Source organism: Prauserella isguenensis (assembly GCF_014191605.1).
GTDB classification, from domain to species: domain Bacteria; phylum Actinomycetota; class Actinomycetes; order Mycobacteriales; family Pseudonocardiaceae; genus Prauserella; species Prauserella isguenensis.
Genome location: NZ_JACHWU010000001.1, coordinates 928,921 through 947,204 on the forward strand (window position 1 = coordinate 928,921; position 18,284 = coordinate 947,204).

Below are 18,284 nucleotides of genomic sequence, written 5' to 3' on the forward strand. Positions count from 1 at the left end.
CGCCGGGAAAGCTCCCCGGCGGCCCGTTCGTTTCGCCTGGGCCGGTGCTCAGAACTCGCCGCAGTTGGTCGGTGCCGCCTCGCCGCGGACGCGCTGGTCGAGCCAGGCGTACGCCCGCGGGTAGGCGCTCACGTAACCGCCGACGTGCGTCGGGATGGCCAGCGTGTCGAACTGCACCGTCGCGCCCTGCTCGCACCACGACCGCGCCGTGTCACGGCCCTGCGCGTACGGCACGATCTCGTCGAGTCGGCTGTGCGCCACATACACGGGCACCTCGGGCTTCAACGTGCCGATGCGCTGCTCCTCGACGGCGCTGTGGAACGGCTCCTCCGCGAGGTAGTCGCCGATCGGCCTGCCGTCGACCGTCAGTTCCGACGTGCGCGTGAAGGGGTGCCCGAGCAGACCGTCACCGGTGCAGCGCTCCTCGACCTGCTCGTGCACCTCGCGGCCCTTCTCGTTCAGGATGTCCTCGATGCCCAGCTCCGGGTACGCCTCGTGCATGCTCGCGACGGCGAACAGCAGGAACACCGACGCGTAGTGCCCGTCGAGCTGTTCGGCCACCGCGGACAGGTCCGCCGGAGGGGCACCCGCGAACGAACCGATGAGGTCGACGTCCGGGGCGTAGGACGGCTGCAGCTCAGCCGCGGCCGCCGACGCCCCGCCACCCTGGGAGTACCCCGCGGTCAGCACCGGGCCGTCCGACGGTAGATCCGCGTCGGGGAGCTGCCGGGCCGCGCGAACCATGTCGAGCACGGCGTGTGCCGTCGCCTTGCGGTTGACGTAGGTGTGGACACCGGGCGTGCCGAGACCCTCGTAGTCGGTGATGGCGACGGCGTAGCCCTGCGCAAGCATTCCCGCGATGAACACGCCCTCGTACTCCATGCCCGCGGCCATGGCCTTCGACGGCGCACAGTGGTCGCCCATGCCCTGCGTGCCCGCGGCGTACCCGACGATCGGGCGCTCGCCGGGGCCGCTCCACTCCCGGTGCGGCGTGAGCACGGTGCCGGTGACCGCGTTGGCGTCGCCGTGGGTGTCGGTGCTGCGGTACATGACGCGCTGCGCGTCGGCGGGGGCGCGGGTCAGCTTGAGCGGGTCGAGGAAGAACGCGGTCTCCTCGTGCCGGACGACGTCCCCGGGCTCGCCGTCGGGAAGCGGGGACGGCGGTGTGTAGAACTCGTCGCTCGCCGCAGTTGCGGGTGAGGTCGCCCCGGCGGGCGTTGAGGCCCCGGTCGGTGCTGCGGCCGCCGGGGTGGTGACCAGGATCGACGCGGCGACGGCGGATACGGCGACGGTGGCGAGAGACGCGGTGAGGCGTCCCCTGCGGGCTGATCGCATGAGGCTCCCCGGCTGGGATGTGACGACGGTGTCGGCAACTTGTTCTAGCCGCGGGGAGGTGTGAGATCAAGGTTTCCCTACTCGTCAGTAGGGAACTCACTCGTTCGGGGTAGCGAAGTGCGCCCCCGAGGGCACTTTGGTTGCATTCAACGCAGCCAAAGTGCCCTTGGGGGGCGGTGGTCGGGCCGGCGGGCGGGAGCGACCAAGGTGCCCTTGGGGGCGAGAACGTTCGCCGTCAGCAGGTGGCGAGCATGTCCTCGAGGGCGGCGTGCTCGGCGTCGTCGACCGTCAGCTCGTACTTGTGCTTCACGGTGATCCACATCGAGGCGTACGTGCAGTGGTACTCCTCGACCGACGGCTGCCACTCCGCAGGGTCGTCGTCGCTCTTCGACGTGTTGGAGCCGCTCGACACGGCGATGAGCTGCGGCGCGGACAGGTCGTTGGCGAACGCCTCGCGCTCGTCGGTCGTCCACTCCGAGGCCCCGGAAACCCAGGCGTTGCCGAGCGGCACCACGTGGTCGATGTGGAATTCGGCGGGGTCGCTGGACGTCTCGCCGTCGTACTCGCTGTACCAGTCGCCGTCGGTCGGGTAGCAGTCGTTGCCCGTCTCGACGCTGTCGCCGTCGCGTTCGAGCACCAGTTCACGGGTGTTGCAGTTGTCCTCGTGACTGCTCCAGTGGGGGAACAGGTCGCGGTCGTAGCCGTCCATGGAGCCGTCCTCGGCCACGGTCAGCTCGGCGAGCTGTGCCTCGGCCTCGGTGGGAGTGGGGATGCCGGGCGGTTCGGCCACGGCCGTGCCCGTCAGTGACAGCGTGAGCGCGGTCGCGGCACCCACGGCGAGTGCGGAGTTGCGGAACTTGCGGGGAAGGGTCACGACAGGCACCTCTCAGCGGGGAACATGAGGTCGTCCAGCGATGTGAAGGACTTTCCGAATGTCTCCGAGAGAGGTAACGATCTCGTTAACCCCGGGCGGATTCAGACCGAGGTCGGGGGCAGAACCAGACGGAAGTCGTGAGTGTGCCGGTACCAGGTCCACCGCGACATGGTCCGCGGGTACGCCACGCCGTCGGATTCGGGCACGACGTCACCGCCGCCCAACTGGAACGCCCTCCCCGCGAACGTCCGCCGCCGTTTCAGCAGCTTTCCCCTGGTGATCGTGACGCGCAGCCCGCCGGACGCCGTGTCGCTGCCCGCCTCCGGGTCGGGCCGCACCTCGAGCAGGGCGGCCTCGCCGCGCAGCGCCTCGGTGTCGTCGCAGTAGCCGACGCCGCGCGGCTGCCGCACGACGCCGTGTCCCAACAACAGGCCGCCCGCGTCGTCGCGGACCAACGGCACGCCCCGTGGTTCGCCGGACAACGCGACGTCGAACGCCCGCGCCCGGTCGGTCGGCACCCCCCACAGGTTCGCCACCTGCGACGACGGTTCGGTGGGCACGTATCCGACCGACACGTCGTCGAGCCGGTTCTTCCGCAGCAGCCGCAGCGCCACCGCGGACAGGTCGGCGTCGTCCCCGACCACCACGAGTCGCTGCTCGCCCGAGTCCAGGAGCGAGTCCACGTCCGCCTTGCCCGGACGCGGCGGCAGTTTCGCCTCGTCGACCCCCTCCGGAAGGTGAAACCCCAGTTCAACGCCTCCGCAGAGCAGTACCAGTCCCCGCACGGATCACCCCTCGGTTAGGCTCATGTACCGGCATTTCGACAGTCACCGACGGACGTCAGTGTCAAGCAGCATCCACAGCCACCTCACACCTTGGAGTTTCACATGCCGGCCATCGTGCTCATCGGTGCCCAATGGGGCGACGAAGGCAAGGGCAAGGCCACCGACCTGCTCGGCGACAAGGTGGACTGGGTGGTGCGCTACCAGGGTGGCAACAACGCGGGACACACCGTGGTGCTGCCCGACGGACAGGACTTCGCGCTGCACCTCATCCCGTCCGGCATCCTCACGCCGGGCGTCACGAACGTCATCGGCAACGGCGTCGTCGTCGACCCGGGCGTGCTCCTGGACGAGCTCGAAGGCCTCGAAGCGCGCGACATCGACACGAGCAGGCTGCTGCTCTCCGCCGACGCGCACTTGATCATGCCGTACCACGTGGCGATCGATAAGGTCACCGAGCGCTACCTGGGCAGCCGCAAGATCGGCACCACGGGCCGGGGCATCGGACCGTGCTACCAGGACAAGGTCGCGCGCGTCGGCGTGCGCGTGCAGGACCTGCTCGACGAGAAGATCCTGCGGCAGAAGGTCGAGGCGGCACTGGAGTTCAAGAACCAGGTGCTGGTGAAGGTCTACAACCGCAAGGGGCTCGACGCCGCCGAGGTCACCGACACGGTCCTCGAGCAGGCCGAACGGTTCCAGCACCGCATCGCCGACACGCGGCTCGAGCTGAACAAGGCGCTCGAACGCGACGAGACCGTGCTGCTGGAGGGCTCGCAGGGCACGCTGCTCGACGTCGACCACGGCACGTACCCGTACGTCACCTCGTCCAGCCCGACGTCCGGCGGCGCCAGCGCGGGGTCGGGCATCGGGCCGGGGCGGATCACGACCGTGCTCGGCATCCTCAAGGCCTACACGACGCGCGTCGGCTCGGGGCCGTTCCCGACCGAACTCGACGACGAGGCGGGTGAGAACCTGCGCAAGTCCGGCGGCGAGTTCGGTGTCACCACGGGGCGTTCCCGTCGGACCGGCTGGTTCGACGCCGTGATCGGCCGCTACGCCGCCCGCGTCAACGGCATCACCGACTACTTCCTCACGAAGCTCGACGTCCTCTCCGGACTGGAGACCGTGCCGGTGTGCGTGGGCTACGACGTCGACGGCGAGCGCACCGACGACATGCCGATGACGCAGACCGACGTGCACCACGCGAAGCCGGTGTACGAGGAGTTGCCGGGCTGGTGGGAGGACATCAGCGAGTGCCGCACCTTCGCGGACCTGCCGAAGAACGCGCAGGCCTACGTCGAGCGGCTCGAGGAGCTGATGGGCACGCGCATCTCGGCGATCGGCGTCGGTCCCGGCCGCGAGCAGACGATCGTCCGCCACGAGTTCGCCTGACGGCCGTACGCGCCCGCCCGCACGAGCCGGAATCCCGTGGCAACGTGGCCGCCCCCGGCGACGTCCCCTGCGAACACTGAAACGCCCCCACGGGCACCTCGGGGGCGTTGAGTCCCCCGAAGGTGCCCGTGGGGGCAGCCGGATGCCTCGGAGTTACTCCGCCGCCTCGATGACGACGTCCGGGTGGTCGGCGAACAGGCCGTCGATGCCGGTGTCCCAGACCGCCTTGGCCCAGCCGAGGGAGTCGCCCCACTCCGCGGGGTCGTCGGACGAGTCGTAGTCGGCGGGAAGGAACTCGTTCTCGGCGCGGAAGGTCCACGGCACGACGCTCAGCCCGGCGGCGTGGGAATCGTCGACGAGCGACGTCGGCTCCGTGGAGTTGCCCGCGTCGTCCAGCGGGATGATCTGCGAGACCGACGGCCCGAGTCCGTCGGCGTACGTGGCGATCTCGCGGAGGCCCTCCGGTGTGGTCATGTCGTCGTACGTCCGCGGGTCGCCCGAGGCCACGAAGTCGTACGGCGCACCGGAGGCCGAGGTCAGCTGCACCAGCGGCACTCGCAGCTCGTCGTCGAGCTCCTTGAGGTTGCCCACCTCGAACGACTGCACCTGCACCTTCGCGTTGGGGCGGTTGAGGTGGTTGCGGTTCAGCGCCTCCACCAGCTTCGGCTCCAGCGCGAGACCCTGCTCCTGGAAGTACGTCGGGTGCTTGGTCTCGGGGAAGATGCCGATCGGCCGGTGCAGTTCACGGCTCAGCTCCTCGGAGAGGTCGATGACCTCCTGCAGCGTGGGGATCTCGAAGCGGCCGTCGTAGACGGTGTTGTTCGGCCGGATCTCCGGCAGCCGCTCCTTCGCCCGCAGCGTCTTGAGCTCGGCCAGCGTGAAGTCCTCGGCGAACCAACCGGTCATCGGCTCGCCGTCGACCATCTTGGTGGTCTTGCGGTCGGCGAACTCAGGCCGGTCGGCCACGTCGGTGGTTCCGCCGATCTCCGGTTCGTGCCGCGCGACGAGCACGCCGTCGGAGGTCGTGACGAGGTCGGGCTCGATGTAGTCGGCACCCATGCGGGCGGCCAGTTCGTACGAGGCCAGCGTGTGCTCGGGCCGATAGCCGGAAGCGCCGCGGTGGCCGACCACGATCCGGTCGTCGGCGTGCGCTCCGCCGCGGCCGTGGGCGGAGTCGGACCGGGCCGTCTCGGCCCGCGAGGGTCCGGACTGGGCGGCTCCGGGGACCGCGCCGGTGGTGGCGAGTATCGCCAGTGCGCCGAGCGCCGCCACGCCGAGGCGCTTACGGAATCGGGGGATGAATGCCATGAGTCGTCGCTGCCCTCTCTCGATCCGGTGGGGATGTTCGCCCACATTCGCGGCCGCGGTCGACCGCTCGGCGACAGCGTGGCAGCCACGGAGGTACATGCCGATGAACGAGCGGAGATGGGCATGTCTACGCTGAGGAATCGTGCGCTTCCTGGTTATCGGCTCCGGAGCCCGCGAGCACGCCCTCGTTCTCGCCGCGTCCCACGACCCGGCGGTGACGGCGATCGCCTGCGCGCCCGGCAACGCCGGCACCGCGGCTCTCGCCGAGCCGCTCGGTGTCGACCTGACCGACCCGTCGGCCATCGCGGCCCTCGCCGAGCAGTGGCGGGCAGACCTCGTGGTGATCGGCCCAGAGGTGCCGCTCGTCACCGGTGCCGCCGACGCCGTCCGCAAGGCGGGCATCGCGTGCTTCGGCCCGTCGGCGGCTGCGGCGCGGATCGAGGGCTCGAAGGCGTTCGCCAAGGAGGTCATGACCGCCGCGGGGGTGGCGACCGCGCACAGCGAGGTCGTCGACAACCCGGCGCACCTCGACGCGGCGCTCGCCCGGTTCGGCCCGACCTGGGTCGTGAAGGACGACGGTCTCGCGGCGGGCAAGGGGGTCGTCGTCACGACCGACGTCGAGCAGGCGCGCAAGCACGCCCTGATGCTGCTCGACGGCGGCCACCCGGTGGTGCTCGAGTCGTTCCTCGACGGCCCGGAGGCGTCGCTGTTCTGCCTGGTCGACGGACGCACCGTGGTGCCGCTGCTGCCCGCGCAGGACTTCAAGCGCGTCGGCGACGGCGACTCCGGCCCGAACACCGGCGGCATGGGCGCCTACGCCCCGCTGTCGTGGGTTCCGGACGGCTTCGTCGGCGACGTCGTCGAGCGGATCATCCAGCCCGTGGTCGACGAGATGGCCGAGCGTGACTCGGCGTTCACCGGCCTGCTGTACGCGGGGCTGGCGCTCACGAGCGACGGCCCGCAGGTCATCGAGTTCAACTGCCGGTTCGGCGACCCCGAGACACAGGCCGTGCTGGCGTTGCTGCGTACGCCGATCGCCGGGCTGCTGCACGCCGCCGCCACCGGCACGCTCGCCGAACAGCCGTCGCTCGAATGGGCCGACGGCAGCGCGGTGACGGTGGTGGTGGCGGCAGACGGCTACCCGGGCAAGCCGCTGGTCGGAGACGTCATCACCGGCGGGGAGGCCGAGGGCGTGCTCCACGCGGGCACCCGCAGGCGGGAGGACGGTGCGGTCGTCTCCAGTGGCGGCCGAGTGCTGTCGGTGGTCGGCACCGGTCCGGACCTCGAGGCGGCCAGGGCCGAGGCCTACGAGCGGGTTTCCCGGGTGAGCCTCGCCGGTGCACACCACCGCACGGACATCGCCGTACGAGCGGCCCGCGGCGAGGTGTCGGTCCCGGAGGCCTGAACCGCCGAGGCACGGACCGAGGGTCGGGGTGCACCGCCGAGCCGTTCGCCGACCGGCCTGTCCGGCGCGTCTGGGAGACGACGTCCGCCGCCGGTGGAGATCCCGACGATCGGAGGGAACCGTCGGCCGGACGAGCTCGTCACAGTTCGGGTCTCGTCAAAGTTCGGGTCACTGTCACATTCTGGTTGGTAGCCTGCGTGGGATACCGGACGACTACCGGCCGTTACAGGGGGTGCGCATGCCGTCAGAGGTGAGCGAGACGCGTTTCGACGGGCCGACAGGCGCGGAGGCCGCGTTCGCCGCGGGTGACGTCGCGTTCGGAGGCGATGCGGACGGTTCGAACGGCGCGGGCTCCGGCGACGCTCTCCCAGCGGCCAACGGCTCCCCCGACGCGGGTGGTCCGAACATCGCGCCCGGTGCCGGTGTCGTCCCTTCGGTGCCGTCGGCGGCGGACATCGACGTCGCGCCGGATCGGGTCGCCGAGGTGGCGCGGGTCATCGAGGCGCAGGCCGACGCCCTGGAGAAGAAGCTCTCGGAGCACCTGGGTTCGCTGCACATCCCCGCGCCTGCCGAGGACATCGTGTCGAAGAACGCGATCGCGGCGTGGAACGACGTCGTCAGCGCTCCCGAGGACTCCTACGCCGCGCACGCGCGCACCTACGTCGAGGATCTGCGGTCCCTGGCGACCCAGCTGCGCCGGGCGGGCGAGAAGTACGCAGAATCCGACGAGGAGAAGGCCGATGCCCTCGGTGGCGGACGCGGCCTTCCGGGCTGACACCGGTCCGGTCCGATTCCGGCGGTTGCGCCGGGCGGGCGACGCTGTCCAGGTCTTCTCGACCGTGCGGTCGAAGCGGAAGTAGAGGGAAATCGACATGGCGATGGATGTCTCGCAGCGTGCGAACGAGATCCGCAACCACCGGTTCGACGGCTACACCAACAACATGCTGGCGGACGAGGTCGAGGTGTTCCGCAGCGGATCGGGTGCAGGCGGCATCGGTGAGGCCGTGAACGCGCTGAAGGCCGTCGGCAAGGCCCTGAACGAGACCGAGCAGGCGCTGCGTACCGAACTGGGCAAGCTCGGTGTCGAGTGGCGTGGCGATGCGGGCGACCAGGCGTTCCGGTGGATGACCGGGCAGGCCGACTTCTCCCAGGAGGCCCAGTCCAAGGTCGAGGTGTGCGCGAAGAAGGTCTTCGCCCAGGGTGAGGCGTTCAACCGCACGGTGCACAAGCTCCCCGACGCCGAGTCGCTCCGGCAGGGATCCGGCGGCTACGGCCTCATGGACTCGGTCGGCAGTCTCCTCGGTTTCGAGACCGACAACGCCCAGCGTGTCGCCCAGGGGCAGGAGGCGCGGGCGCAGGCGCTCGAGGCGCTCAACGGCTACGCGAGCGCGTCCGGTGAGAACCTCTCGGATCTGCCGCAGCTGAGTGCCCCCAAGTCGCTGTCGGCCGTCGTGTCGGACGTGCCGACCGAGGTCGACGCCGGTGGGCCGCCGCACTCGCCCGACGTGCCCGACGTGCCCGCGGACGCGCCGTCCGACCGCACCGAGTCGGCGGGCGCGGCTCACCCGGTGGCGCCACCCGCGGCGCCGGCCGACCGTCCCGTGGCGCCCGCCCCGATCCACCACTCCCCGCAGCCCGTCCAGTCGCCCGTGCAGCCCGGCGTTCCGCTCGCCCCGCCACCCGGGACCGGCTCGGCCCAGCCGGCTCCGAATCCGAGTACGGCGCCGTCGTCGACGGCGCCGTCCCCGAGCGCCCCCGTGACGTCGTCGCCGAACCCGGGATACGGCTACGTGAACGTGCCGCGTCCCGGATCGGGCTCGGGTTCGCCGCAGTACTCGGGATCTCCCCAGTACCCCGGTTCGACCCAGTACCCCGGCGGCACGGCCCAGCCGGGCGGCCCCGGCGCGGGGCCGGGAAACCCGGGCGCGCCGTCCGCCGGCGGCGCTGCCGGCGCGGTCGGGAAACCGGCCACGCCCGGCAGTCCGGTAGCGCCCGGCACACCCGCGGCGCCCGGCACACCGTCGACCCCGGGAACGCCCGCGAATCCGGGTACACCCGCCACGCCGGGCCAGCCGGGCGGCCAGTCCGGTGTGGGCAAGTTCCCCTCGGCGGGCGGTGCCTCGCCCGTCGCTCCCGCGCCCGGTCCCGTCACCGGTGCACCCGCTCCCGGAAGCGGTGGCGGCGCGGCGGTGCCGCCTCCCGGCATGGTCGGCGGTAAGGCGGGTGCGCCGGTGTCGGGCGACCAGGACCTGCAGAAGGGCAAGTCCTTCGGTGTCGCACCGGTCGTCGGCGGCACGGCGGCGCCCGGCGGAGGCGGTACGACGGCGTCGCCGAAGGCGGCCGGGTTCGGCGCCAACGACGTCGGCGGTGCCGCGGGCGCCGTGGCCGCGGGCGGTATCGCCGGCGCGTTGGCAGGAGACAGCGAACGAGGCGCAGGCCGGGGCGGTGCGCCGCGCTCACCGCACCAGGCGCAGATCGGGGACCTGCCCGAGGAACAGTCCCGTGCACAGCAGAACCAGACGCCGAAGTCCGAGCAGGACCGGCGCAGCATGATGCAGAAGGCCGCACCGCAGGAGGGCGACGGCGACGACACGCACGTGCGCCGGTACGGAGTCGACGACAAGGACCTGTTCTCCGACCAGCGCATGGTCGCTCCCGACACGATCGGCGACCCGAACTCGGAACAGCGGTGAGGCGCCGGTGACGACCGGTCACAGCGTGGTGCTGTCCACGCTCGAGTTCGACATGCTCTGGGAGGCGGAACGGCTGCCGCGCAGGCACCCGGCACTGGACGTGCCGAGCGCGGGCGTGACGCACGGCGAGCGGTCCGACCTGATCGAACAGGCGTGGGACTCGTTGGCCCGGCGCAGGCTCGCCACAGGCCACCAGGCGACGAGTGACCTGGTGGACATGCTGAACCTGTTCGTGCGGCCCGCGGTCGCCATCGACATGTGGGTCTGGACCGATCGGCAGATCTCGGGTCTGGCCGTGAGCACGGGCAGCCAGGCGTCGATGGGAGTCGTGGACGGCGACGAGGTGTGGCTGATCCCGGCGCGCGACTCGTCGCTTCCGGAGTCGGCGGTGGCGGTGGCGGGCGAGACGGCCGCGGGCATCGGCTGGTCGGCGACCCTGCCGCACGACGTGCTGGTCGACGCCGACCGCGAGGCCGGTGGCGACGCGCGGGCACTCGTGGGTGCGCTCGCCGACCGCGGTGTGGCGCTGAGCGAGGCGCAGGAGGTCGCGGCGATGTTGGCGGGTCAGACCGTCCGTGGCCAGTTCGGCGCGCAGGCGTGCGCGCGCGACGGGGGTGTCCGTCGCGCACCGCGTGTGGTGTCGTTCTTCGACAGTGACAAGGGCCGCTACCTGGTGCAGGTCGCGCCCGGCGGTGACGGCAGGCAGTGGGCGACGGTCGCGCCCGCGGACAACACGCTGCTCGCACGCCGGGTGTGGGAGCTGCTCGAGGAGATGTGACCCGCCGCCGCCTGGACGTGCGACGAAAGTGGGCTTGCGGGGGATTGCGGCTCTCGCCGATAGAGTTGAGCGGAACCGCCGGTGCCGGCATGGCGTCATACCGGCGACGAGCGGATCGCTTTCGTGAAGGGGGATGACCACCGTGCCGGTTTACGACGCCGAATCCATGCGGAGCACGGCTGGGAAGGTCGACGGCATCGCCGACCGGATCGCCGAGGACAAGGCGAAGCTTCGCGGCGTCGAGGGGGAGAGCCCGTTCGGAGAGGTCGAGGACACCGACGATCCGGAACGGGTGGACGACGCGCTCGGCTCGTTCACCTCGGGTATGCAGGCCGAATTCGACGCGGCGCACCAGCACATGACCGAGGCCAGTGGAGCCTTGCGCAATGCGATCGCTGCGATGTCCGAGGCGGACGCGCAGGCGGCGAGCAACCTGACGATGCGGGGCGAGGCCTGACATGTCGCTGGGGATGCCGGAGAACTGGAGCCAGGTCGAATCCAGCGCGGCGAAGGTCGACAAGGTCGATCCGGGCAGGATTCAGAACGTTGCGCAGGAGTTCAAAACCGCGTCGGAGAACGCGGGTGACCATTCCGCGGAGTTGAAGAACGCGGCCTCGCCGCTTTCCGAGGGAGGCGTCTGGAACGGCCCTGCTGCGGACGCGTTCTTCTCGTACGTCGCACAGGTCGCGTCGGCGGGGCGGCGCGTCAAGGACAAGCTCGACGAGGCCGCGGTCGAACTGAGCGAGCTGCAGCAGAAGTTGTCCGAGCTGAAGAAGTCGATCAACGAGGCGAAGGCGGCCGCGAAGCGGGAGATCGACGAGCGCAACAAGCAGGCCGAGCAGCGCGCCCAGCAGGCGGCGCAGCAGGCCCAGAACGCGGCGAACGGCGAGGGCGGCGGCCAGGACCCGGAGGCGATCCGCGAAGAGGCGCGGCAGCAGAACCGGCAGACGGCGTCGCAGGCGGACGAGCGGATCAAGGGGCTCCTGAACCAGGCGAACCAGGCCATCAAGAAGGCCCAGCGGCTGATGAAGCAGGAGATCGACGGCGGGGGCGGCTACTCGCAGGTGCCGAAGCCGGGACAGGCGCAGTCGCAGATGGCCGACACCGGCGGTATCGGCAACCCGGGAAGCGCACCGAGCGTCGGCGGCGGCAGCGGCAGCGGCAGTGGTGGCGGTGGCGGTGGTGCCGAAACGGCCGTCGGTGGTGGCGGCGGGCTCGGGTCGAGCGGTGGCCCGCCCGCGGGCCCTCCGCCCGGCAACGTGGAGCAGTGGATCAAGGAAGCCATCAAGATCCTCCGCGAGAACGGCATCCCCGTCAGCGAAGAGAACATCGACCAGATCTGGACGATCATCGAGCACGAGTCCGGTGGCGATCCCCGCGCGATCAACGACTGGGACTCGAACGCCGCGAAGGGCACGCCGTCGAAGGGCCTGATGCAGTGCATCGACCCCACGTTCGACGCCCACACCCTGCCCGGGCACGGCGACATCTGGGACCCGGTCGACAACATCATCGCCGGCGTCCGCTACACCTTCGACCGCTACGGCAGCCTCGAACAGCACCCGGGTCTCGAGTCGATTTCCTCCGGCGGCGGCTATCAGCCGTACTGACCACTACCCCTCCAGGGGAGGGTGCGGCGGCGGGGACATGAAAGTCCCTTCACAGTCGGCTCAGGAGGGTTTCACAGGGCGGCGGCATCGTTGACGTCATGAGCGAAGAGCAGTGGCAACCGGACGAGGCGCAGCTCCACGACCTGTGGGCCGCCGTCGCCGGCGCGAGCGGTGACACCGCCGTGGACAGCCGCGTCACTCACCGCGACGTCCAGCGGGCCTCGACGACCGTGGCCGCGCGGGTGGACGTGGCGCGCGCCGACGGTTCCCGCGGCGCCGACACCTACTGCGCCAGCACGTCGGAGAAGGCGCGCCCGGCGATGCGGATGTCCGACGGCGAGCGCGAGCTCGGCGTGTGGCGGTTCCCGCACGACCCGGCGCTGCCCGGGCTCGCGGGCGCCGTGGACCCCGGCCGGTTGCGCGACCTGCTCGGCGGGTTGGGCCTGCCGGCGGGGGACCTACGGCCGACCGTCCGTTCGTACCGGCCGCTGCGCCGAGCCGTGGTTGAGGTGCGGGCCGGGCGGACGACGGTGTTCGTCAAGGTGCTGCGGCCCGACAAGGTCGAACAGCTGCACCGGCTGCACCGTGCTGCCGAGGGCGGTATCGCCGCCGAGAGTCTCGGCTGGACCGGCGACGGGCTGCTCGTGCTCGCGGGTGTCGCCGGCACGCCGTTGCGGAGGCTGCTGCTCGGTGGCAACACGATGGAGCTCGAACGCGTCGACCCCGCCGAGATCGTGGCCACGCTTCACGGCCTGCCGGAGACGTTCGCCGACCACGCCCGCAGGCGGAGCTGGGTCGACCAGGCCGGGCACTACGCCGACGTCGTCGCCCGCGTGCACCCGAAGGCCGCGGCCACGGCACACGCCGTCGCCGAGGCCGTGGACGTGCAGACCGGCGCCGCTCCCGTGCCCGTCCACGGCGATTTCTACGAGACGCAGCTGCTCGTCTCCGGTGGCCGCCTCGTCGGGCTGCTCGACCTCGACACCGCGGGTGCCGGCGACCCGCACGACGATCCGGCCTGCCTCCTCGGGCATCTGTCCGTGCTGTCGCAGGTCAAACCCGAGCGGGCGCCGGTGATCGACCGGTTCACCGCGCGGTGTCTGCGCGAGTTCGACAGGCACTGGGACCCGGCGGCACTGCGGGCGCACGCCGCCGCAGTGGTGTTGTCGCTGGCACCGGGCGCTCACCGCACCGGACGGCGGGGGTGGCGCGCCGTGCTCGAACAGCGGCTCGACCTGGCGTGGAACTGGTGCCACGCCGACGATCCGCTCGCCGTCTGAGTCGCCACCCGGGTTCTCCGTTCGCCGGCGTTCGAACCCTCCGCGGGCCTCCCACAGGTCCGTAGGTCGTCGAACGGTCCGGTGGCCCCTGGATTCCTCACGCGGATCCGCCGCGTGCAGGTACTCGAGAAATTTCACCCGAACACGTTCTCCGAAAGGAATTCCCCTCATGGCAAGCAACAAGCGTCCCTGGTTCGTCGTCGCCGCAGCGGCCGTCGGTGTCGGTGGTGCGATCGCCGTCGGCGGCACGGCGGTGGCCGACGACGTGAACGACCCGAAACCCGTCTCGCAGGTGCAGCAGGCCGAGGCAGGAAGCGGGGGCGCCGAATCCGCGGACTCGCCGAACGACGCCGACGACGTGAACTCGGCGAACTCGGCGAACTCCCCGAACGGCGCCGACTCGGCCGACTCGCCCAACGACGGTGATAAGGCGGGCGCGGTCGACACCGCGAACTCGCCCGAGGACGGCGACGACGCCGACTCGCCGGCCGACAGGGAAGGCGACCGTGGCGAGGACCGCGCCGACGACGTGAACTCGGCCGACTCGCCCGACGGTCCCGACTCCGTGGCGAGTGCCGACTCGCCGGAGTGAACCGTCGACCGAACGGGAGTTATCGGGCAGAATGCTCGAAAATGACGAGAGGTTGAACAGCGATGTCGACCGAGTACGCCCAGGGGGTTCACCGCGACCCCGCCGACGACGTGGCGACCGTCCATAGTCGACAGTCTCCGCCGGACGGGGCGGTGCGACTGCGCCGCGCGTGGTGGATTCTCCTGGGCGTCTCGGTGCTCCTCAACGGCGTCAGCATGGCGGTTCCGGCGCTGATCGAGCATCCGCTGACGAACGATCGCGGTGAGGTTCAGCTGTACCTCGACGTCTTCGTCGAGGGAAACCTGCCGACGTGGTGGAGTGTCGGTCTGCTCGGCAGTACCGCGGTGTTGTTCGGGTTCGTGGGCTGGCTCGCCCGCGGTGCCGGTGCGCGGGCCGAGTCGTGGGGTTGGTGGTGCGGAGCTGTCCTCATCGGACTGTTGTCGCTCGACGATCACACACAGCTGCACGAACGTCTCGACCGTATCGGGCAGCGGCTGGTCACGTTCGACAGCGGATTCCCGTTCTACTGGCTGATTCCCGGGTTGCTCGCGGGAGCGGTCGTGGCCGGTGGATTGTTGCTTCTCGCCGCCCGGTTGCGAGGCAGGCCGCGTCGGCTGGTCGTCGCGGGCGGTGCGCTGCTGTTGTGGTCCGCGCTCGGCATGGAGGCGATGCAGGGGCTGTGGATCGCGGCGGGAGAGAGCGGGCCGCTGTACGTGTTGACGTATCACGCGGAGGAACTGGGCGAGAACGTCGGCGTGCTGCTGCTCATGGCGGCTGCGGCGTCGGCGGTGTCGTTGCAACGAGTGCCCGCCGATGCGGGGGTCACGGCCCGGTACCGCCGATCCGGGCGGGTGGAGGCCTGATCCGGGCTATGCTCGACGGCGTGGCCACGATGAGCCCCCGTGAGGACCAGAACCGCCGCTTGCTGCGTGCCCGGGACGCGATCGACCGCGACTACGCGAAACCTCTCGACGTGCCCACGCTCGCCCGCGTCGCGTTGATGTCGCCCAGTCACTTCACCCGTTCGTTCCGTGCGACGTTCGGCGAGACGCCCCATCGGTACCTGCAGCGCAGGCGGATCGAACGGGCGATGGCGCGGCTGCGGTCGCCGTCGGCGACGGTCACGCAGGTGGCCGAGGAGGTCGGATTCGACAGTCTCGGCACGTTCAGTCGCACGTTCCGGTCGATCGTCGGATCGTCGCCCGTCGAGTACCGTGCGGCGGCGACGCCGCTGCCCGTGCCGGTGTGCTTCGTCAAGACTTGGTCACGCCCGGCCTGACCGGGACCCCGACGGGGCCGAGGTGAGCAGTTTCGGATAAGCCGGACAGGCCGGTATCGCCGTAGCGTTAGCGGCATGTTCACACGAATCGGAATCACCTCGGTCATGGTCCTCGATCAGGACGAAGCCCTCGACTTCTACTGCGGCACGCTCGGCTTCGAGGTCACCGACGACGTCGACCTCGGGTTCATGCGCTGGCTCACGGTGCATCTGCCCGCCCAGCCGGACACCCACCTGCTGCTGGAGGTGCCGGGCCCGCCGCAGCACAGCGAGGAGGTCGCGGCGCAGGTCCGCGACCTGGTCACGAAGGGCGCGCTCGGCGCGGCGGCGATCCTGAACACCGACGACTGCCGCAAGACGTACGAGACGCTGCGTGCCAAGGGCGTCGAGTTCACGCAGGAGCCCGTCGAACAACCGTACGGCGTCGACTGTGCGCTGCGGGACCCGTTCGGCAACCACATCCGCATCACGCAGCCGGCCGAGGGGCCGGTGGAGATCACCGACGAGGACGTCGAACGTATGCAGTGCGGCTCCTGAACCCCGAACGTGTTCGATAGGCTGCGCGCGGCCCCCGAGATCGCGCGCAGCCTGGAGAACCGCAGTGACGTCAACGCCAGGACGAAACGGCAGCCGCGAGGCGCAGCTGCCGACGGTCATCGACCCGGACGTGCCGAGCATCGCCAGGGCCTACGACGCCACGCTGGGCGGCAAGGACAACTACGAGGTCGACCGTGAAGTCGCTCGCCAGCTGCGCGAGGTGACCCCCGAGGTCACGACCCTCGCGTGGGACAACCGCGACTTCCTGATCCGCGCCACGCGTTTCATCGTCGGCACGGTGGGCATCGACCAGATCGTCGATGTGGGTTCCGGCCTGCCGACGGTCGAGAACACGCACGACGTCGCCGTCCGGTTCAACCCGGACACGTGCGTGGTCTACGTCGACATCGACCCGATCGTCATCGCCCACGGCCGCGCGCTCGTCGAGGACCACGAAACCGTCCACTGCGTCCAGGGTGATCTCACCGCACCGGAGACTCTGCTCCGTGACCCCGAGGTGGCGGGCAGGCTCGACTGGGACCGGCCGATGGCGCTGTACCAGGTCGGCACGCTGCACCACGTCGCCGACGACCGTGACCCCGCGGCGATGATGCGCACCTACGTCGACGCGCTGCCCTCGGGGTCGCACGTCGTGCTGTCCCACTTCTTCAGCCCCGGCGACGAGGACCCCGAGGCCGCTGCGGTGGCCGAGCGGCTCGAGCACGCCTTCCTGCACAGCCCGATGGGAACCGGCCGGTTCCGTACGCGCGAGGAGATCGCCGCCTACTTCGACGGCCTCGAGTTCGTCGACCCGGGTCTCGAGACACTCGCCTACTGGTGGCCCGAGGGCCCGCCGCCGGAGAACCTCGACCCCGCCCGCCGCCTCATGATCGGCGCCGTCGCCCGCAAACCGTAGAGCACGTCCCGGCTCCTGCCGTGTTGCGGATCCCGGGGCCCGTGTTGTGAGTTCCGGGGCTCGTGTTGCGGTTTCGGGGGCCTGCGTGGTGAGTTCGGGGCTCGTGCCGCTCCCGCCCGTCGCCCGTGGCGGCGCCCTCGTCGACGCGTTGCCGTGCGGCCGCTCCCGCCCGTCGCCCGTGGCGGCGCCCTCGCCGTTCGACGTGAGGCGTCCCCTTACAGTGCTGGGCATGACGACGGACTCCGCGACCACCCCGTTCCCGCCCGCCGCGACGCGCGCCGACGTGCCGCCGTTCTACGTGATGGACGTGCTGTCGGCGGCGAAGGCGCGGCAGGCCGAGCGTGGCGACGTGGTGTTCCTGTGCGCGGGCCAGCCGACGGCGGGTGCGCCGGAACCGGTGCTGGCCGCGGCGCAGGACGCGCTCCGCGGCGGCGACCTCGGCTACACGACGCAGCTGGGCATTCCGCCGCTGCGCGAGGCGATCGCCGGGCACTACGACCGCGCCTACGGGCTCGACGTCGACCCGGCGGACGTCATCGTCACGACGGGGTCGTCGGGCGGGTTCCTGCTGGCGTTCCTCTCGGCGTTCGAGGCGGGCGACCGGGTGGCGATGGCGCGGCCCGGCTACCCGGCGTACCGCAATCTGTTGAACGCGTTGGGCTGCGAGGTCGTCGAGTTCGCCACGGACGAGAGCACGCGGTTCCAGCCGACGCCCGACATCCTCGACGGGCTCGGCGACATCAAGGGCCTGATCGTGGCGAGCCCCAGCAACCCGACGGGCACGATCGTCGCGCCGGACGAACTGGCCGCGCTCACCGAGTGGTGCACGGCGCGTGGCGTGCGGCTGATCAGCGACGAGATCTACCACGGCATCTCCTACGAGCGGGATGTCGCGTGCGCCTGGGAGACGTCCCGCGAGGCGCTGGTGCTCGGCTCGTTCTCGAAGTACTTCGCGATGACGGGCTGGCGGCTCGGCTGGATGCTGGCACCGCGGAGCCTGCACCGCAGTGTCGACGTGCTGACCGGCAACTTCAACATCTGCCCGCCCGCGTTGTCGCAGCACGCGGCGGTGGCGGCGCTGTCGCAGGAGTCGTACGCCGAGCTGGACGGGCACGTCGACCACTACCGCGCGAACCGCGATCTCCTCCTCGACGGGCTGCGCGGCATCGGGCTGACCCGTATCGCCCCGATCGACGGCGCCTTCTACGCGTACGTCGACGTCTCCGAGTACACCGACGATTCGCTGTCGTGGTGCCGCACACTGCTCGACGACACCGGAGTGGCGATCACCCCGGGCGTCGACTTCGACCCGGTCGCCGGCGGCTCGTTCGTGCGGCTGTCGTTCGCGGGAGCGCGGGACGACATCGCCACGGCCGTCGACCGCATGGGGGCGTGGCTGCGCGGCTGATCCGGCGGGTCGCGCTCTCGACTCCGGGGAACCCCGAGTTTTCCCTGAACGTTGCAGGGAGGCCGGGACTTCCGGTGTGCGGCGTGCCAACCTGG

At 70.9% G+C, this 18,284-nt stretch carries 18 protein-coding genes; 14 read left to right on the forward strand and 4 right to left on the reverse strand.

Features of this window, described 5'->3' with window-relative positions:
- Nucleotides 1-48 precede the first annotated feature (48 nt).
- The 3 genes from FHS23_RS04305 to FHS23_RS04315 all read right to left on the reverse strand — a co-directional run bounded on the left by FHS23_RS04305 (nt 49) and on the right by FHS23_RS04315 (nt 2,994).
- Complete coding sequence (locus FHS23_RS04305; protein WP_183648080.1) at nt 49-1,335, reverse strand: lipase family protein; 1,287 nt, start codon at nt 1,333-1,335, stop codon at nt 49-51.
- Nucleotides 1,336-1,570: 235 nt separating this feature from the next.
- Entirely contained in the window at nt 1,571-2,209 is a 639-nt protein-coding gene (locus FHS23_RS04310) for a GmrSD restriction endonuclease domain-containing protein (protein WP_183648083.1), read from the reverse strand.
- Nucleotides 2,210-2,310: 101 nt separating this feature from the next.
- The gene (locus tag FHS23_RS04315) at nt 2,311-2,994 is read right to left on the reverse strand and encodes a hypothetical protein (RefSeq protein WP_425501076.1); all 684 of its coding nucleotides are present in this window, start codon (nt 2,992-2,994) and stop codon (nt 2,311-2,313) included.
- Between the two features lie 102 nt (nt 2,995-3,096).
- On the opposite strand from FHS23_RS04315, the gene FHS23_RS04320 reads away from it, so the two are divergent.
- A complete protein-coding gene (locus FHS23_RS04320; RefSeq protein ID WP_183648086.1) occupies nt 3,097-4,383 on the forward strand; it encodes an adenylosuccinate synthase in 1,287 nt (428 codons plus the stop codon).
- Between the two features lie 153 nt (nt 4,384-4,536).
- Here FHS23_RS04320 and FHS23_RS04325 read toward each other — a convergent pair whose 3' ends face one another.
- The gene (locus FHS23_RS04325; protein WP_183648089.1) at nt 4,537-5,691 is read right to left on the reverse strand and encodes a glycerophosphodiester phosphodiesterase; all 1,155 of its coding nucleotides are present in this window, start codon (nt 5,689-5,691) and stop codon (nt 4,537-4,539) included.
- Between the two features lie 142 nt (nt 5,692-5,833).
- Here FHS23_RS04325 and purD point away from each other — a divergent pair, with 142 nt between their 5' ends.
- From purD to FHS23_RS04390, 13 genes are all read left to right on the forward strand, one after another.
- The gene (purD, locus tag FHS23_RS04330; RefSeq protein ID WP_183648093.1) at nt 5,834-7,096 is read left to right on the forward strand and encodes a phosphoribosylamine--glycine ligase; all 1,263 of its coding nucleotides are present in this window, start codon (nt 5,834-5,836) and stop codon (nt 7,094-7,096) included.
- 238 nt (nt 7,097-7,334) lie between these two features.
- Nucleotides 7,335-7,871, forward strand: coding sequence for a PE domain-containing protein (locus FHS23_RS04335; RefSeq protein WP_183648106.1), 537 nt, complete (start codon nt 7,335-7,337; stop codon nt 7,869-7,871).
- 97 nt (nt 7,872-7,968) lie between these two features.
- Nucleotides 7,969-9,789: a magnesium chelatase gene (locus tag FHS23_RS04340; protein ID WP_183648109.1), complete on the forward strand. Its 1,821-nt coding sequence runs from the start codon at nt 7,969-7,971 to the stop codon at nt 9,787-9,789.
- 7 nt (nt 9,790-9,796) lie between these two features.
- Nucleotides 9,797-10,567 carry an ESX secretion-associated protein EspG gene (locus FHS23_RS04345; RefSeq protein ID WP_343053633.1) on the forward strand — a complete coding sequence of 257 codons (771 nt, stop codon included), beginning with the start codon at nt 9,797-9,799 and terminating at the stop codon, nt 10,565-10,567.
- 133 nt (nt 10,568-10,700) lie between these two features.
- The gene (locus FHS23_RS04350) at nt 10,701-11,024 is read left to right on the forward strand and encodes a hypothetical protein (RefSeq protein WP_221218949.1); all 324 of its coding nucleotides are present in this window, start codon (nt 10,701-10,703) and stop codon (nt 11,022-11,024) included.
- Nucleotide 11,025: 1 nt separating this feature from the next.
- Nucleotides 11,026-12,177, forward strand: coding sequence for a transglycosylase SLT domain-containing protein (locus tag FHS23_RS04355; protein ID WP_183648112.1), 1,152 nt, complete (start codon nt 11,026-11,028; stop codon nt 12,175-12,177).
- A gap of 98 nt (nt 12,178-12,275) precedes the next feature.
- Entirely contained in the window at nt 12,276-13,457 is a 1,182-nt protein-coding gene (locus FHS23_RS04360) for a phosphotransferase (protein WP_183648115.1), read from the forward strand.
- Between the two features lie 169 nt (nt 13,458-13,626).
- Nucleotides 13,627-14,049: a prolipoprotein diacylglyceryl transferase gene (locus FHS23_RS04365; RefSeq protein ID WP_183648117.1), complete on the forward strand. Its 423-nt coding sequence runs from the start codon at nt 13,627-13,629 to the stop codon at nt 14,047-14,049.
- A 62-nt stretch (nt 14,050-14,111) separates the two neighbouring features.
- Nucleotides 14,112-14,912: a hypothetical protein gene (locus tag FHS23_RS04370; protein ID WP_246381318.1), complete on the forward strand. Its 801-nt coding sequence runs from the start codon at nt 14,112-14,114 to the stop codon at nt 14,910-14,912.
- Nucleotides 14,913-14,941: 29 nt separating this feature from the next.
- A complete protein-coding gene (locus tag FHS23_RS04375) occupies nt 14,942-15,328 on the forward strand; it encodes a helix-turn-helix domain-containing protein (RefSeq protein WP_183650851.1) in 387 nt (128 codons plus the stop codon).
- A 75-nt stretch (nt 15,329-15,403) separates the two neighbouring features.
- Complete coding sequence (locus tag FHS23_RS04380) at nt 15,404-15,865, forward strand: VOC family protein (protein ID WP_183648120.1); 462 nt, start codon at nt 15,404-15,406, stop codon at nt 15,863-15,865.
- Nucleotides 15,866-15,929: 64 nt separating this feature from the next.
- Complete coding sequence (locus tag FHS23_RS04385; protein WP_343053634.1) at nt 15,930-16,781, forward strand: SAM-dependent methyltransferase; 852 nt, start codon at nt 15,930-15,932, stop codon at nt 16,779-16,781.
- A gap of 229 nt (nt 16,782-17,010) precedes the next feature.
- Complete coding sequence (locus FHS23_RS04390) at nt 17,011-18,189, forward strand: pyridoxal phosphate-dependent aminotransferase (RefSeq protein WP_183648123.1); 1,179 nt, start codon at nt 17,011-17,013, stop codon at nt 18,187-18,189.
- Nucleotides 18,190-18,284 lie beyond the last annotated feature (95 nt).

Excerpts from the sequence above, each read along its gene's own strand:
- FHS23_RS04305 (WP_183648080.1), bottom strand. The coding sequence starts at position 1,335 with ATGCGATCAGCCCGCAGGGGACGCCTCACCGCGTCTCTCGCCACCGTC.
- FHS23_RS04320 (WP_183648086.1), top strand. The coding sequence starts at position 3,097 with ATGCCGGCCATCGTGCTCATCGGTGCCCAATGGGGCGACGAAGGCAAG.
- FHS23_RS04325 (WP_183648089.1), bottom strand. The coding sequence starts at position 5,691 with ATGGCATTCATCCCCCGATTCCGTAAGCGCCTCGGCGTGGCGGCGCTC.
- FHS23_RS04335 (WP_183648106.1), top strand. The coding sequence starts at position 7,335 with ATGCCGTCAGAGGTGAGCGAGACGCGTTTCGACGGGCCGACAGGCGCG.
- FHS23_RS04340 (WP_183648109.1), top strand. The coding sequence starts at position 7,969 with ATGGCGATGGATGTCTCGCAGCGTGCGAACGAGATCCGCAACCACCGG.
- FHS23_RS04350 (WP_221218949.1), top strand. The coding sequence starts at position 10,701 with ATGACCACCGTGCCGGTTTACGACGCCGAATCCATGCGGAGCACGGCT.
- FHS23_RS04355 (WP_183648112.1), top strand. The coding sequence starts at position 11,026 with ATGTCGCTGGGGATGCCGGAGAACTGGAGCCAGGTCGAATCCAGCGCG.
- FHS23_RS04360 (WP_183648115.1), top strand. The coding sequence starts at position 12,276 with ATGAGCGAAGAGCAGTGGCAACCGGACGAGGCGCAGCTCCACGACCTG.
- FHS23_RS04365 (WP_183648117.1), top strand. The coding sequence starts at position 13,627 with ATGGCAAGCAACAAGCGTCCCTGGTTCGTCGTCGCCGCAGCGGCCGTC.
- FHS23_RS04370 (WP_246381318.1), top strand. The coding sequence starts at position 14,112 with ATGTCGACCGAGTACGCCCAGGGGGTTCACCGCGACCCCGCCGACGAC.
- FHS23_RS04375 (WP_183650851.1), top strand. The coding sequence starts at position 14,942 with ATGAGCCCCCGTGAGGACCAGAACCGCCGCTTGCTGCGTGCCCGGGAC.
- FHS23_RS04380 (WP_183648120.1), top strand. The coding sequence starts at position 15,404 with ATGTTCACACGAATCGGAATCACCTCGGTCATGGTCCTCGATCAGGAC.
- FHS23_RS04390 (WP_183648123.1), top strand. The coding sequence starts at position 17,011 with ATGACGACGGACTCCGCGACCACCCCGTTCCCGCCCGCCGCGACGCGC.